Below are 15,411 nucleotides of genomic sequence, written 5' to 3' on the forward strand. Positions count from 1 at the left end.
TCCACTTCACCCAACCTACAATTTTTTCCTTTAATTCAGTAGTGTGTGTTGTGCTAGAGGCTAACGTACATTGAATTGTTGAATTAAAATATAGCAATCCTAAATCATTCGTGAATATCAAGATACCCGACTTCTTCAAGAAGTCGGGTATCTAAACATCTCGAATTAAATATTATGACTACATATCCTCACTACATCCCACAATCTGACCCGCCGCGTCCTCCTTGGGAAACGCTGCCAACAATGTATGATTTACCCAGCGATAATCCAGAGGAACCAGGTTTGCCAGACGATTTTCATTTTCTACAACCGTTACTTTTATACTTAACTTTTCAACCAATTAATTGGAATCCAGAGTTGGTTTATAGTACTGCTGACTTGAATCTTTATTATGATTTGCAGCATCCTTTATGGTATAAACGCCCCGATTGGTTTGGTGTTGTGGGAGTTAAAAAACTCTACAAAGGTGAAGATTTGCGGTTAAGTTATGTGACTTGGCAAGAGCCAGCAAATCCTTTTGTGATTGTGGAATTATTATCACCTGGTACAGAAGCGGAAGACTTAGGAACTAGCGAAAAATCAGAAGATAAACCGCCGAGTAAATGGGAAGTTTATGAAAAAATCTTGCGGATTCCTTACTATATTGTGTTTAGTCGTTATACCAATGAACTCCAAGCATTTGGGTTAGTTGGCGGTCATTATGAGCCAATAAATTTAACTAATGGACGCATACTCATGCCAGAGTTAAGTTTAAGTTTGGGTGTATGGCAAGGCACATTTCGAGATATTGAAAGATTATGGTTACGGTGGTTTACCCTAGAAGGTGAATTGATACCCGAACCTACAGAAGAAGTTGCTGCGGCTAATGAACGGGTGATAATTGCTGAACAAGAAGCGAGAAATGCGAAACAAGAAGCAGAACAAGCAAGAAGAAAAGCAGAAAAATTAGCCGAACGGTTACGCCAATTGGGTGTAAAACCTGATGAGATGGAATAAACCCCTAGATAGACTTGCGATCGCCTAAAAATTGTCACAATTAATCACAAGAACTGTTATTTTTGGACAATCAAACCTATGGGATTCGGTATTGGGGACTTATTCTGGATTTTTCTGCTGCTTTCTTCCCTACAACCCCTCTGGCAAAAACGCCAAGTAGAATATCGGCGTGTTCGCAGCCTCCAAGAATTCCAGCAGCAACGCAAAAGTCGGGTGATTTTGCTGATACACCGTCAAGAATCTATCAGCTTACTAGGTATCCCCATCTCACGCTACATCACCATTGAAGACTCAGAACAAATCCTGCGAGCAATTCGCCTCACGCCTCCAGATGTTCCGATTGATTTAATTCTGCACACTCCCGGCGGTTTGGTACTCGCAACCGAACAAATAGCTAGAGCATTAATTCGTCATCCTTCTAAAGTAACAGTTTTTGTCCCCCATTATGCCATGAGTGGCGGGACAATGCTGGCTTTAGCTGCCGATGAAATTGTGATGGATGCTAACGCCGTTTTAGGGCCAGTTGATCCCCAATTAGGTAACTTCCCCGCCGCCAGCATTTTAAAAGTAGTTAAAGATAAACCCATCGGTGAAATTGATGATCAGACTTTGATCATGGCAGACTTGTCAGAGAAAGCCATTCAACAAGTACAACGCTTTGTGCGGACTTTATTGAAAGATAATATTCCTCAACAAAAAGTTGAACCAGAAAATATTGAACCGATTATCGAAGCTTTGACAACCGGACGGGTTACTCACGATTATCCCATCACCGTGGAAGAAGCCACAGAAATGGGGTTGCCCATCACCGTCGGACTACCCCGTTCCATTTACGACTTGATGGATTTGTATCCCCAACCCCAGGGAGGACGGCCAAGCGTACAGTACATTCCCATGCCTTACGATGACCGTCGCCCAATTTTACCAACACCCAAAGGTAGACCTTTAGAAGAACCTAATCAAAGACTACAGTGAACAGTTATCAGTTAAATCCTTGGGTTTAAGTCCCCCATCTGTTACTTAGCTTGTCGAACTATACGCCGTCAGGACTGATAACTAGATTTAAGGTGTTGGCGTTGGTATCTCTGTTGGCGTTAGCGTCGGTATCGGTGTTGGGGAAGCAGTTGGTGACGCGGTTGGTGTGGGTGTTGGTGCAGTTTGTGGTTTAGCTGTTGGTGTTGGTGTTGGTGTTGGTGTCGCAGTCGGTTTAGCTGTTGGTTTAGCCGTCGGTTGGGGTGACGATGGAGATTGAGGCTTACCTACAATTTCTCTCGCGTCTGCATTTAGCTTCTGACGGAGTGCTAAATTAGCTATTCCCGTTTCTGAAAGCTGATTCTTTTTCTGATACTCCTTAATTAACTGTTCTGTACGCGGGCCAAAGAATTGATCACGAGGTAGAGGTGGATTTGGTTTAAGCACTACATTTAGATTTGCTTGCAAAATTTCCACAATATTGCCTGCAAAGTCTTGAGTTTTTGGCCCTGCTATCCCATCAACACCAAGCTTGTAGCCTTTTTGAAAATCGCGGATAGCCTTTTTCGTTTCCTCATCTGTCAGAGGTGTATTCGAGACTTTCACTTTGTAACCTAGCCCGTGCAACACAGCACGTAATTCTTGGGGCGTATAGTTACGTTGACGTGCTGCAAAGGTACTGTCAGAAACTAGTACACTGGTACCTACTAGGCAAGTAGCAGCAATAATTGCGCTGGTTTTATTAAACCCACACCACATATCTCAAACTCCTTGCAGTTAAATCAGCATGATATAGAGATTAACAGGTGCATTTTACGTTTCTTGAAGACTTTTTTCTCAATGTTTAATCATTTGTGATTAATTAAAATTAATTAATATTGATATAAATTTTTTGCAATCTTTCTTGAGAAGTATTTAGATTTCCTATTTCTTCTGATCAAATCTCCAGTTGGGTTATAACTAAATACTTGAAACTTGTATAATCTAAAACAAAAAATGGTTAATCAAACATTGCCAAAACAAAAAAACCTTTGGTTTGAAAGATTGATGGCATTGCTTGCCACAGTTAACTTAGGCTTAGTTATGTTTGATTTGACTTATGTACAGTGGCGTGATTTCTACTTGCGGAGATTACCTAAAGTTACCCAAATATATGATCCAATTAAAGGCATCGCCGCCCACAGAGAAACCCAAAGTTATTTACAAGCCGTAGATGCACTCAAGGAACAAGTAAGTCAAACAGGTTTAACATCACCACAGGCAAAGGCGAAGCTAGACGAACTCAGCCGCCTGAGTGTCGAGATGATTGATAGCAACCCGTTTGCCGGAGTTGGCAAGAGTGGTACTCTAGAAAAAATTAAAAACCGGATGCGCGATCGCATCGGTAAAGATTCCGCCAAGCAGTCCTTTACCACTTTCTGGAGTCAAGCTTATCTCTCCGAAAAAGGCTGGAATCAAGAATTTACCTTTTTCAATCAAAAAATTAGTCCGTTAATTGGTAGCAACTACTACCGCCAAATTGGGGAAAATAGCGAATATTTCGATGATTTTTGGCTAATAGACCTACCATTTATCACTATATTTGCCATTGAGTTTTTAGCACGCATCTTTTATATCAAACGTCGTCATCCCGGTTCCGGCTGGTTAAATGCCATATCTTACCGTTGGTACGACTTATTTTTGCTCATACCTTTTTGCCGTTGGTTGCGAGTTATACCTGTAGTCGTCCGTCTTGATCAAGCCAAACTATTAAATCTTCAGCCATTACAGCACCAAATTAATCAAACAGTTGTCGCAAATTTTGCCGAAGAACTCACAGAAATTGTCGTCGTGAGGGTAATCAACCAGATTCAAATCTCGATTAAACAAGGTGATTTCACCCGCTGGATATCGCAACAAGAGAACGTACGCCCGTATGTAGATATCAATAATGTCAATGAAATAGAAGCGATCTCCAGCCTTCTGGTACAAACCGTCGTCTACCAAGTTTTACCCAAAATTCAGCCTGACTTAGCGGCGATTTTGCGCCATAACATCGACACGGTGTTAAATCAAGTTCCTATGTACCGCAACCTCCAAGCCTTCCCCGGAATTGGACAAGCCCAAACCCAACTCAGCGAACAACTCGCCACTCAAATTACTACCAGCTTGTATGGTGCTTTAGTCAGTGCTATTCAAGATCCTGAAGGTGCAAAACTCACAACTCAACTTGTGCAAAGTTTTACCAACGCCTTAAGTACAGAAGTGCAGCAAAAAAAAGTAATTGCCGAAATTCAAAGCTTATTATTTGATTTCCTCGAAGAAGTCAAGCTCAACTACGTACAACGCCTCTCCCAAGAAGATATAGAGACAATCGTCGAGCAAACCAGACAGCTAAGAACACAAGCATACATTCAGCCAATAGTAGAGCAAAGTTCTGCGATCGTCGAAAAAAAATTATGAAGTATGAAGTATGAAATTCCATGCTTCTGTCTCCTGCCTCCTGCCTCCTACTTTTAACTACTGACTAATGACCATTTAACTATTGACTCTAAGAGAAATGCGCTACACTCAATTTAGGGCGAACTATCATCAGTTCGTTACAAGACTTCTTGGAAGATATCCCTATCGCAGGAAGTGGGTCGAAGCCCACTTTTTTTATTGAAATTTCGCATGACTCATCCGTTAGTCCCACAAATTATAGATTTGGCGACACCAGTAGCAACAGAACTGGGCTTAGAAGTCGTTGGCGCAGTTTTTCACACTAACCAACGTCCACCCGTATTGCGGATAGACATTCGCAATCCCCAGCAAGATACTGGTTTAGAGGATTGCGAAAGGATGAGCCGCGCTTTAGAACCCTGCTTAGATGCGGCGGAGATCATTCCAGATGCTTATGTTTTGGAAGTGTCTAGTCCAGGTATTTCGCGGCAATTGGTGACAGATAGAGAATTTATTTCCTTTAAAGGATTTCCTGTGATTGTCACCACTTCGCCACCCCACGACGGACAACCAGAGTGGAATGGTCAGTTGATTCGCCGGGATGAAACCAACATTTATTTAAATCAAAAAGGTCGGGTAGTAGAGATTCCCCGTTCTCTCATTACTAGGGTGCAACTAGACGAACGTCGGTAAACGAGGGATTAGGGTTTAGAGATTAGAGGCTAGGGACTAGGGAGTAGAGTCAATCTTTTCTCTAATCCCTCGTTACTAATGCTTTTTCCTACTTCCTACTCCTTATTCCCTCATTTTTAAAGGAGATTGCTTATGTCAATGGTTAGTCTACCAGGATTAAAAGAATTAATTGAAAGTATTAGTCGTGAGCGAAACTTACCTCGTTTAGCAGTTCAAGCGGCGATTAGAGAAGCACTGCTGAAAGGTTATGAACGTTATCGTCGCGCTCAAAATTTAGAACGCAAGCAATTTGATGAAGATTATTTTGATAACTTTGAAGTAGAACTAGATATTGATGACGAAGGATTTCGGGTTCTCTCCACAAAAACCATTGTTGAAGAAGTTAGTAACACCGACCATCAAATTTCTTTAGACGAAGTGCAACAAGTCGCCCCAGAAGCTCAATTAGGAGATTCTGTCGTTTTGGATGTCACCCCCGACCAAGGAGAATTCGGTCGGATGGCCGCCATGCAAACCAAGCAAGTCCTGGCGCAAAAATTACGAGATCAACAACGCCAGATGGTGCAGGAAGAGTTCCAAGATTTAGAAGGAACTGTACTGCAAGCCAGAGTTTTGCGATTTGAGAGACAATCGGTAATTTTGGCTGTTAGCAGTACCTTTGGTCAGCCAGAAGTCGAAGCCGAATTACCCAAGCGAGAACAGCTACCAAACGATAATTATCGAGCTAATGCCACCTTTAAGGTATATCTGAAGAAGGTTTCTCAAGGTCAACAAAGAGGGCCACAACTGTTAGTATCCCGTGCTGATGCTGGGTTAGTCGTTTATTTATTTGCCAACGAAGTCCCAGAAATTGAAGACGAAGTAGTGCGAATAGTCGCTGTAGCGCGAGAAGCTAATCCCCCATCTCGTTATGTCGGCCCCCGGACTAAAATCGCTGTAGATACCTTAGATCGGGATGTTGACCCCGTAGGTGCTTGTATTGGCGCACGGGGATCACGCATTCAAGTAGTAGTTAATGAGCTACGCGGCGAAAAAATTGACGTGATTCGCTGGTCTCCAGACCCAGCCACATATATTGCCAACGCGTTGAGTCCCGCTAGAGTCGATGAAGTCCGGCTAATGGATCCGGAAACGCGGCAAACTCACGTATTAGTAGCCGAAGACCAGCTGAGTTTGGCAATTGGCAAAGAAGGACAAAACGTTCGCCTCGCAGCCCGCCTGACTGGTTGGAAAATTGATATTAAAGATAAAGCTAAGTATGACTATGCAGGCGAAGATACCAGATTTGCCGCTGCTCGCGCTAAAGCTCAACTAGAGCAAGAACAGATGGAACTAGAGGAGGATGACATGGAACTAGAAGATGATGATATGGAATTAGATGAATTTGAGGAGCAAAAGCAACAAGAATTATTAGACGACTCTTTTGACTCCCGTGACGAAGAGTAATTTATAAGCTTGGGACAGTTCTGCTAATATTTACCTCAGTAAAAGTTTAATAATTACTTGAGAAAAAATGAGGTACAAGTCAAAAGTTAGCTATACTAGCTGGACTTTCCTATAAAACTGCTGACCGATAATTTTCTGATGAAATCAATAAGAAAACCAAAATTTCTCAATGGGGTAAATCCAAAATCCAAAATTATTTGACTATATGCCTCGAAAAAACTGATGAAACCGAATTATCGGCGTTGTATTAGTTGCCGCAAAGTCGGCTTGAAGCAAGACTTTTGGCGGATTGTCCGCGTCTTTCCGTCTGGAAAGGTACAATTAGATGAGGGCATGGGGCGTTCTGCCTATATTTGTCCGCAAGTAACTTGCTTGCAAGCGGCAAACAAAAAGAATAGATTAGGGCGATCGCTACAAGCATCAGTGCCAGAAGCACTGTATCAAACATTGTGGCAACGTCTAGCTCCAAGTCATCACCAAAATCAAATACCAGGTTGAAAAACTTGGTGGTAGTAATCCCCAGAGGATTGTAACGAAAGCCGAACTACTCGTGCCGAAGATATACCCTCTGCAATTGTCGGGGTTAGTGCCAAAATAGTAAATGGGTGTAGTCAGCAAGCGGCTCTTTAATTTAAAAAGGAACGAAGCAATACTCCCAAAAAGTTTTACTCGATTGTGTTGTGGAAGACTCAGAATCAGCAAAACAAAAAACTACAGAATGGCAACCTGGTAGCGCTCAGGCGCAGTTCGGCATCAAAAGTTCTCGTAAAAACTTTTTATGGGAGCCAATCAACCGCCATCTTCGGCGTAGATGCCAACGTTAACCCGAAACATCTCTCTTTCCTGATTGGAGGCACCGGCAAAATTACCAAGGGCAACCGAAAAACAGTGATCTAAGGATGGAGATGTCGCACACCCAGGCAACCATCCGCCAAAAAACTGTAAATTAAAGGGGAAGAGTGGATGAACAACGGCAAAGTTAGAATCTATGAATTATCAAAGGAATTGAATTTGGATAACAAAGAGCTATTAGCAATTTGCGACCAGCTCAATATTGCGGTCAAAAGCCATAGCAGCACTATTTCAGAATCAGAGGCAGAACATATCCGGACGGCTGCCGAAAAATTGGCAGTAACGAATGGAACACCTAAAAGAGAACTAGGAACAACCACCAACAAACCAAATTCACACCAAACTGGCTCTCATAGCCGACCTGCACCACCACACAAACAACAAATTTTGGAAATTCGTAAACCCAAAATATTGAGAAATCCTAACACCAATGCCCCAGAGGCATCAGTTGCTACTAATACTCAATTTGCTTCTTCTGAAGTCAATTCTCCAGCACCTCCACGGCCCTTTGCTACACCAGTCTCATCCATGAAGCCGACGGCACCAACCCGACCTGTACCCCGGAATCAGTCTGAGAACTCACAAGCACCTGCTGTCACAGACACAACCCCAAAACCGAATACGCCGCAAGTATCAGAAAATATAGCAGCGGAAAAGCCAGAAAAAGCGCCTTCGCACAAGCAAAGGCCAGAAAAACCGCAAAAACCGCAACTATCTGCACCACCGGCTAGACCAGAGGCAGAACAAGCCGCAATTATTGGTCTGTCAAATTCAGCAGACAAACCGATTCTCAAACGCGATCGCGACCCAGTTAAACCAACTAAGGCAGGGAAACCATCTCAGCCTCCAACAGAAGCAGCACAAGCGCCAGCGCCCAAACAAAGTCGTCCGACCCCTGGGCCGGCTAAACCAGAGCAGCGGACGAACCGACCGCCAGGAGCAGGCTCCTCAGATGGGCCACGTCCTCAAAGACCAATACGTTCCACAGAACCCACAGCAGCCCCACTTGCTACCCCACCTAGCAGACCGGCAGCTGGAGCAACAGCGAAAATGGGAGTCGATGATGATGCTGTAGTTCCAGATATCCTAGACTTAAAACGGCCAACACCGCCTCGTCTAGCCAAAGGTGGGAAAAAATGGCAAGAAGAGGAAATAATTGACGAAGTTAAAGAGAAGGCAGGCAAGGGAGGCCCCAAAGGTAAGCGGGTCAAACCAATCCTGGAGGATGATTTTGAAGATGATGATCTTCTAGATGAAGAAGGTCTAGAGATATCTACTACTATCCAGGCCAGTCTTTCCATAGCTCGTCCACCCAAGCCAAAAGCAGCGCGACCTGCACAACCTGTAATGGCAGCGGCGATCGCAGCACCAACTTCTAGAGCTAATAAGAAAGCCAGCCATTCTCATCGCGGTGAGCAAAACCGTCGTCAAGAAGCAGAGCCAAAACGCGATCGCCCAGAAAAAATCGTAGTAACAGGCCCGCTGACAGTGCAAGAACTCGCCAACGAATTAGGCGTTGCAGATACAGAGATTGTGAAAATCCTGTTCCTCAAAGGCATGGCGGTGAGTATTACGCAAAATCTAGATATCCCAACCATTACCTTGGTGGGTAAAGAGCTAGAAATAGAAGTAGAAACCGCCGAACCAGAGGCAGAAGCACGTAAGATCACAGAAATGATCGACGTGGCAGATTTAGAGCATCTCATTCGTCGTCCGCCTGTAGTGACCATTATGGGTCACGTAGACCACGGTAAAACTACCCTACTCGACTCGATTCGCAAAACCAAAGTTGCTGCTGGAGAAGCTGGGGGTATTACCCAACACATCGGTGCATACCATGTGGACATAGAACATGACAGTAAGCTCCATCAGATAGTATTTTTAGATACCCCTGGTCACGAAGCATTTACTGCTATGCGGGCGAGGGGTGCAAGAGTCACAGACATCGCCATTTTGGTAGTCGCAGCAGATGATGGTGTGCGTCCTCAAACAGTGGAAGCCATCAGCCACGCTCAAGCCGCAGAAGTACCCATTGTCGTCGCAATTAACAAAATTGACAAAGAAGGCGCACAACCAGACAGAGTTAAACAAGAACTCACTCATTATGGTTTAACTCCAGAAGAATGGGGTGGTGAAACCATCATGGTTCCAGTCAGTGCGATTAAGGGTGAAAACCTCGATACCCTTCTGGAAATGATTCTGTTAGTAGCAGAAGTTGGCGAACTATCTGCTAACCCCGATCGCCTAGCGAAAGGAACCGTAATTGAAGCCCACCTGGATAAAGCAAAGGGAGCAGTTGCTACCTTGTTAATTCAGAACGGGACTCTGCACGTTGGAGATATGCTCGTTGCTGGTTCAGCCTTTGGTAAAGTTCGGGCAATGGTTGACGACCGCGGTCGCAGAGTTGATGCAGCATCACCTTCCTTTGCCGTTGAGGTACTAGGATTAAGTGATGTACCCGCAGCTGGTGATGACTTCGAGGTCTTCCAGAACGAAAAAGAAGCTCGGAGTATAGCAGGCGATCGCGCCGACAAACAACGTTTGTCACGACTTTTGCAGGGACGTGTCACCCTCACAACCATATCTGCTCAAGCACAAGAAGGCGAGTTGAAAGAACTCAACTTAATCTTGAAAGGCGACGTGCAAGGTTCTGTCGAAGCGATCGTTGGTTCGCTCAAGCAAATCCCCCAAAACGAAGTGCAAATCCGGATGCTGTTAGCATCGGCTGGAGAAATTACCCAAACAGATATTGACTTAGCTGCTGCCAGTGGCGCAGTCATTATTGGCTTTAACACCACCTATGCCAGTGGCGCAAGACAAGCCGCTGATGAGGCAGGTGTAGATGTCCGGGAGTATAATATTATCTATAAACTCCTCGAAGATATCCAAGGAGCCTTGGAAGGTCTGTTGGAACCAGAGTTGGTTGAAGAACCGCTTGGTCAGTGCGAAGTCCGTGCTGTCTTCCCAGTTGGTAAAGGAGCCGTTGCTGGTTGTTATGTGCAATCTGGCAAGCTGGTACGTAACTGCAAACTGCGTGTGCGTCGTGGCGGGAAAATTGTTTACGAAGGTGTTCTTGACTCCCTCAAACGGATCAAAGAAGATGCTCGTGAAGTTAATGCTGGTTATGAATGCGGTATTAACGTAGACAAATTCCATGACTGGGTTGAAGGCGACATTATTGAAGCCTACCAGATGGTTACGAAACGCCGTACTCTCACATTGACAAGATAGTGGTCAACACTAAGTGCTGAGTTCAAGTAAACGTTTAAGTGTGTTGAACTGAAAATAAGTTAGTTCCACACTCAAAACTGTAAACTTAAACTCAGCGCTCAGCAACGCCAGTAAGGGAGTCCGCAAAGCCGCCCACCGCACTAGCTCCTCAGCACTTAGCACTTTAACTATGTCCTCGTTTCGCTCTGAACCTATATTGTGGATTCACATTGCTGGATTAGCAACACTGCCAATTTTTTTGGTGTTGTGTTTATTATTCTTAGCTATAGGTGAGCCACTCTTACCAGTGTGGGGAGAGTTATTATTAGTCGCCACTATAGGCGTTACCCCACTGTTATGGATGCAGCTACGTCGTCCATTTTATATATATTCTCTTTTAGGCATAGCGCTCAAACCCGAAAATTTGACTGAGCAACAGCGTAAGATACTTTGTTTAATTAATACTAAGTTAAACCGGGTGCTGTCCCTAGTTACAGCAATAATATTAACTGTGGTGCTGTGGCAGCTTTACAAGGTTGTTCCCCAAGTGCAACATTTAGTCAGCTTTTTGCCGCAGTGGCGTGGCTTAGGCTTAGTGTTGGCTGCTTTAGCTTTTTTAGCAAGTAATTTATTTTTACAAGTTCCCGTGAGTGTGGCACGAATTTTAGTGACTAATGACACAGAATTTGCTGCCCTAGAACCGTTATCTTTAGAGAATATCAAGCATGATTTCACTATTTTAGGGGTGCAAGTTAATCAAATTTTACCCAGGTTGTTTCAATCCTTAATCGGAAGCAATAGAAACTCGCAGCAGCCCTAAACATTAGAACCCAATAAATATTTCGCAGAGTATACACTTGCCTCATAAAGGCAGGTTTGTTTGTATTCGCTCAAAACGAAAACTGCCATAACTGTTAAAGTTGAGGAATAAGGGACGATGACTCCAACTCCTGCTGCTAGTAATTGCCAATATCCCGCTGATACCGAAATTTGGTACAGCCTTAAATGTGCGATCGCTTCCAGTTCCGGTTTCCAAAGTTGGCAACTAGAACGTGATGCCCAACTACAGGGTCTGCGCCTGGATCAGCAAGTACAAAAATATTTAAGAGAAACTTTAGAAACTCTGGCTTACTAAAAAAATCAAATGACCAGTTTCCAGGGAAGTATTATCAGAATGCTTCCCTTTAGTTTTAGTGAGCAAAACCACAAAAATGTTGTTGATCAGCTGCGATCGCTTTTAGTTATTATTCATATCATCGCGCTACAAGGATCTTACTTATGATGATGAGGTTGATGTGAGCGATCAATCGGAATGCGATGTTCGGTAAACTTTTGCCAGTCTGCGCTAGGGTAGAAAAGGACATGTAATTTATCAATTCCTGCTTGTGTTTCTCTGCAAACGTCCAGCCGCCTTATTAAGTTTGGCTGTTTTACTTACTTCCCTAACAGCCTGTAGTAACAATCCAACCGCCAAAAACCTGGAAGAATCTTTGGCGGCTGATCCCCGACTGCAAAACAACCCAGTTGTCTTTGGAGAAACTAATAAAGGCGAACCACAATCAGCACAGAATGAAGCAACAGTCCAGCTTCCTGCCGACTTTCCCAAAGAAATTCCGTTATATTCCAATGCCAAACTTCAGGAAGTTACGCCTGCTAGTGGTTCCAATAATCAAGCATCAACTCGCTGGTTGAGTTCCGATCCCAGTAATTTTATTACCAGCTTTTATCGTAGACAGTTGCAGGATAATAACTGGCAAATTGACCAACAACCAGCCGATGATATTGGTACTTTTGCAGCACGACGCAATAATTTGCTAGTCAAAGTATCCATTCAAGCTCAATCAGTTACGAATGCTGCACCTAATCAACCACAAACAGCTACTAGTTTAGTAATTGATTATGCGCCTAATAGTGCTGAGACGGTACAATCTACACCAACAACTAATAATACTCCGCAACCTGGCAATCCGCAGTTTATTGGCCCAGTAGCACCTAACGCTGCAACCACCCAACCAAGCACTACGCCTAATAATTCAACTACTACTGCAACGACAACTACATCTGAAGAATTTTCTGACCTCAACAAAGCGCCACAAGAATTACGTCAACATATCCAAGACTTAGCTGAATTGGGTGTGTTATTGGTTGAATCTTCAGCAAATAAAGCTAATTCTAACAACACAAACTTATTTGAACCGGGGAAAATCATCACCCGCCGAATGTATGCGCGTTGGTTAGTGGCGGCGAACAATGCAATGTATCCAAATAATTCGGCCAAGCAGATACGTTTAGCAGCGGAAACTACGCAGCCTGCTTTTAGTGATGTAGCAAAAACTGACCCAGATTTTCCCGCAATTCAGGGACTAGCTGAGGCTGGTTTGATTCCTAGTTCCTTGTCGGGAGACTCAACTACAGTTTTATTTCGCCCAGATGCGCCTCTAACACGGGAGCAATTGATTTTGTGGAAAGTGCCTTTAGATACTCGCCAGGCTTTGCCTACTGCTAATTTGGATGCTGTTAAACAAACTTGGGGTTTTCAAGATGTCGGGAAAATTGATCCGAAGGCATTACGGGCAATTTTGGCTGATTTCCCAAGTGCAGAACAATCAAATATTCGGCGAGTGTTTGGCTATACGACTTTGTTTCAACCGAAAAAACCTGTGACTCGTGCCGAGGCTGCGGCGGCTTTGTGGTATTTTGGCACTGTAGGTGATGGAGTATCAGCGAGTGATGCTTTAAAGTTAAAGCGATCGCCTACATAATCTTACTTATTCTTTGTATAACCTTGGTAAATCATAAATATTAAGTGAATATATTCAGTTCTTGCTGAATATGGCAAAATTTATTCAGTAAGATTACATAAAATCTCTAATTCTAGCTACGGGGTTTTGCCGTATCCTCAAAATACAGTCAATACATTTACTAATCTCTTAACTAGATACGCAGCAATTAATATATCAAAAGCATGAAAAAACGACTGGTAGCAGCAGGCTTTGTGTTTTTATCCTTCATGTTGCCACATAAAGCTTCGGCTGCAAATTTTAGCCAGCTTTATGTATTTGGCGATAGCTTATCTGATACAGGTAATGTTTTCAATGCTACGGGTGGTTTATTTCCAGCCAATCCACCTTACCCCAATAGAAGTTTATCTAACGGCCCGTTGTGGATTGACTATTTTGGCAATCAATTAGGATTACAGCCGACTTTAGCCACCGATTTAAATACTACTATTCCTACCCAAGGCATTAACTTTGCCTTTGGTGGCGCGGCTTCTGGTATGGGTAATGCGGTTGTACGTGATGCACTATTACCGGGAGTGTTAGAACAAGTAGGTTTGTTTGCTCAACCTCTCTTAGTTAATAACCAGACTGCTGATCCAAATGCGCTATATGTTGTGTGGGGTGGAGCGAATGACTTTCTATTTCCCAATCCCCAAGACTTAACAACACCAGTAAATAATATTGGTTTGGCATTAACTACTCTGGCTAGTGTGGGTGCAAGAAATATTTTGGTTTTTAACTTGCCAGATTTAGGGAAGCTTCCAGGCGCTACAGATAATCGAGATCCGGCAACTCTCACTCAATCAACCAATAATTTTAATTTTGGCTTACAAACAACTGTCGCGGCTTTAAACCAAAATCTCAATCTGAATATTATTCCTGTGGACGTAAATTCCCTGTTTAATCGAGCGATCGCATCCCCGTCAGAATTCGGTTTGACTAATGTCACAGAATCTTGTCTATCAACGGTGGATTGTCTAAACAACCAAAATCAGTTTTTATTTTGGGATAATTTTCACCCAACTACCACTGCTCATAGATTTATCGCAGAAACTGCATTGGCAGCAATCCAAACGCAGCAAGTTCCCGAATCTTCTACAACTTTCGGATTATTGGCGCTTGGTGCTGTGGGTGCAGCTGGAATACTCAAACGCCAACATCAAAAGTCAGCATTCAATCCAAAAAATCGGGTTCTTGCCGCACAATCATCTCGTATAAAGGTTGAAAGCTAAACCAACCTAAATTGTGTGAACCCACTTGGGAGTGTGCTAACTCCGCAGACTCATGTTTAATTGGGCTAGGTTTGCCTGCGGCCTCAGCCAATAACTGTACTTGACAAGAACGCTCCATTGTGATTAACCACCAAGCAGCTTCATCAACTGAGTGACCAACTGTAAGTAAACCGTGGTTTTTGAGGATAATAGCTTTTTTTTGTCCGAGGGTTTGGGCAATCCGCTGTCCTTCCTGCGGGTCAAGCACGACACCTGTATAGTCATCAAATAAGCTGTGGTCTTGGTAAAAACTACAAGCATCTTGGGTAAGGGGGTCAAGCAAGCGACCCAGACTAGACCAGCTTTTACCATAGATAGAATGAGCATGAGCAGCCCCTACTGCATCAGGTCTGGCTGCATGAATTTGGGAATGAATGGCAAAAGCCGCTCGGTTAACTGGGCGATCGCCTATAATAACCTCACCTTCTTGGTTGACTAAAATGAGGTCACTGACGCGAATTAAACCAAAGTGCATTCCAAAAGGATTCACCCAAAAGTGTTCTAGATTTTCTGGGTCGCGTGCTGTGATATGTCCAGCAATTCCCTCATCAAAACCATAGCGAGAAAATAACCGCAAGGCTGCGGCTAATCTTTGTTTCCGGTGCAGACGTTCTTCTGGAATAGAGGTAAAGGTTGGTGGTTGGGGTGCGTTTGGTTTTTGTACAGATATTGCTTGCATATTATTTTTAATGATGTGTGACGGTAAGTAACAATCAAATTAGGATATATTTTATTGCTCAAAGCCTTGAAATTAAACTCTTTCACTTTAA

At 43.5% G+C, this 15,411-nt stretch carries 14 protein-coding genes; 12 read left to right on the forward strand and 2 right to left on the reverse strand.

Annotation, left to right across the window (positions count from 1 at the left end):
* The first annotated feature begins 174 nt into the window (after window positions 1–174).
* Both NOS7107_RS20180 and NOS7107_RS20185 read left to right on the forward strand, forming a co-directional pair.
* The gene (locus NOS7107_RS20180; protein WP_015114800.1) at window positions 175–996 is read left to right on the forward strand and encodes a Uma2 family endonuclease; all 822 of its coding nucleotides are present in this window, start codon (window positions 175–177) and stop codon (window positions 994–996) included.
* A 78-nt stretch (window positions 997–1,074) separates the two neighbouring features.
* Window positions 1,075–1,971, forward strand: a complete 897-nt coding sequence (locus NOS7107_RS20185) for a hypothetical protein (protein WP_015114801.1) — start codon at window positions 1,075–1,077, stop codon at window positions 1,969–1,971.
* Window positions 1,972–2,058: 87 nt separating this feature from the next.
* Here NOS7107_RS20185 and NOS7107_RS20190 read toward each other — a convergent pair whose 3' ends face one another.
* Window positions 2,059–2,727, reverse strand: a complete 669-nt coding sequence (locus NOS7107_RS20190; RefSeq protein ID WP_015114802.1) for a peptidoglycan-binding protein — start codon at window positions 2,725–2,727, stop codon at window positions 2,059–2,061.
* A gap of 237 nt (window positions 2,728–2,964) precedes the next feature.
* On the opposite strand from NOS7107_RS20190, the gene NOS7107_RS20195 reads away from it, so the two are divergent.
* The 10 genes from NOS7107_RS20195 (at window position 2,965) to NOS7107_RS20235 (ending at window position 14,602) form a co-directional block, all read left to right on the forward strand.
* On the forward strand, window positions 2,965–4,410 hold the full coding sequence (locus NOS7107_RS20195) for a hypothetical protein (RefSeq protein ID WP_015114803.1): 1,446 nt from the start codon (window positions 2,965–2,967) through the stop codon (window positions 4,408–4,410).
* A 210-nt stretch (window positions 4,411–4,620) separates the two neighbouring features.
* Entirely contained in the window at window positions 4,621–5,082 is a 462-nt protein-coding gene (gene rimP / locus NOS7107_RS20200) for a ribosome maturation factor RimP (RefSeq protein ID WP_015114804.1), read from the forward strand.
* Window positions 5,083–5,214: 132 nt separating this feature from the next.
* Window positions 5,215–6,528, forward strand: a complete 1,314-nt coding sequence (gene nusA / locus NOS7107_RS20205; protein ID WP_015114805.1) for a transcription termination factor NusA — start codon at window positions 5,215–5,217, stop codon at window positions 6,526–6,528.
* A 222-nt stretch (window positions 6,529–6,750) separates the two neighbouring features.
* Window positions 6,751–7,026 carry a YlxR family protein gene (locus tag NOS7107_RS20210; RefSeq protein ID WP_015114806.1) on the forward strand — a complete coding sequence of 92 codons (276 nt, stop codon included), beginning with the start codon at window positions 6,751–6,753 and terminating at the stop codon, window positions 7,024–7,026.
* Window positions 7,027–7,208: 182 nt separating this feature from the next.
* Complete coding sequence (locus NOS7107_RS29065; protein ID WP_172641467.1) at window positions 7,209–7,352, forward strand: hypothetical protein; 144 nt, start codon at window positions 7,209–7,211, stop codon at window positions 7,350–7,352.
* 139 nt (window positions 7,353–7,491) lie between these two features.
* Entirely contained in the window at window positions 7,492–10,611 is a 3,120-nt protein-coding gene (gene infB, locus NOS7107_RS20215; protein ID WP_015114807.1) for a translation initiation factor IF-2, read from the forward strand.
* A gap of 169 nt (window positions 10,612–10,780) precedes the next feature.
* Complete coding sequence (locus NOS7107_RS20220; protein ID WP_015114808.1) at window positions 10,781–11,410, forward strand: low-complexity tail membrane protein; 630 nt, start codon at window positions 10,781–10,783, stop codon at window positions 11,408–11,410.
* A 117-nt stretch (window positions 11,411–11,527) separates the two neighbouring features.
* Window positions 11,528–11,725: a hypothetical protein gene (locus NOS7107_RS20225; protein WP_015114809.1), complete on the forward strand. Its 198-nt coding sequence runs from the start codon at window positions 11,528–11,530 to the stop codon at window positions 11,723–11,725.
* 250 nt (window positions 11,726–11,975) lie between these two features.
* A complete protein-coding gene (locus tag NOS7107_RS20230) occupies window positions 11,976–13,352 on the forward strand; it encodes an S-layer homology domain-containing protein (RefSeq protein WP_015114810.1) in 1,377 nt (458 codons plus the stop codon).
* A 203-nt stretch (window positions 13,353–13,555) separates the two neighbouring features.
* Window positions 13,556–14,602 carry an SGNH/GDSL hydrolase family protein gene (locus tag NOS7107_RS20235; protein WP_015114811.1) on the forward strand — a complete coding sequence of 349 codons (1,047 nt, stop codon included), beginning with the start codon at window positions 13,556–13,558 and terminating at the stop codon, window positions 14,600–14,602.
* Here NOS7107_RS20235 and NOS7107_RS20240 read toward each other — a convergent pair.
* The gene (locus NOS7107_RS20240; protein WP_015114812.1) at window positions 14,544–15,320 is read right to left on the reverse strand and encodes a class II aldolase/adducin family protein; all 777 of its coding nucleotides are present in this window, start codon (window positions 15,318–15,320) and stop codon (window positions 14,544–14,546) included. The two genes, NOS7107_RS20235 and NOS7107_RS20240, sit on opposite strands and share 59 nt — an antisense overlap.
* Window positions 15,321–15,411: the final 91 nt, after the last annotated feature.

The organism is Nostoc sp. PCC 7107, from assembly GCF_000316625.1.
In the GTDB taxonomy this organism is placed as follows: domain Bacteria; phylum Cyanobacteriota; class Cyanobacteriia; order Cyanobacteriales; family Nostocaceae; genus Nostoc_B.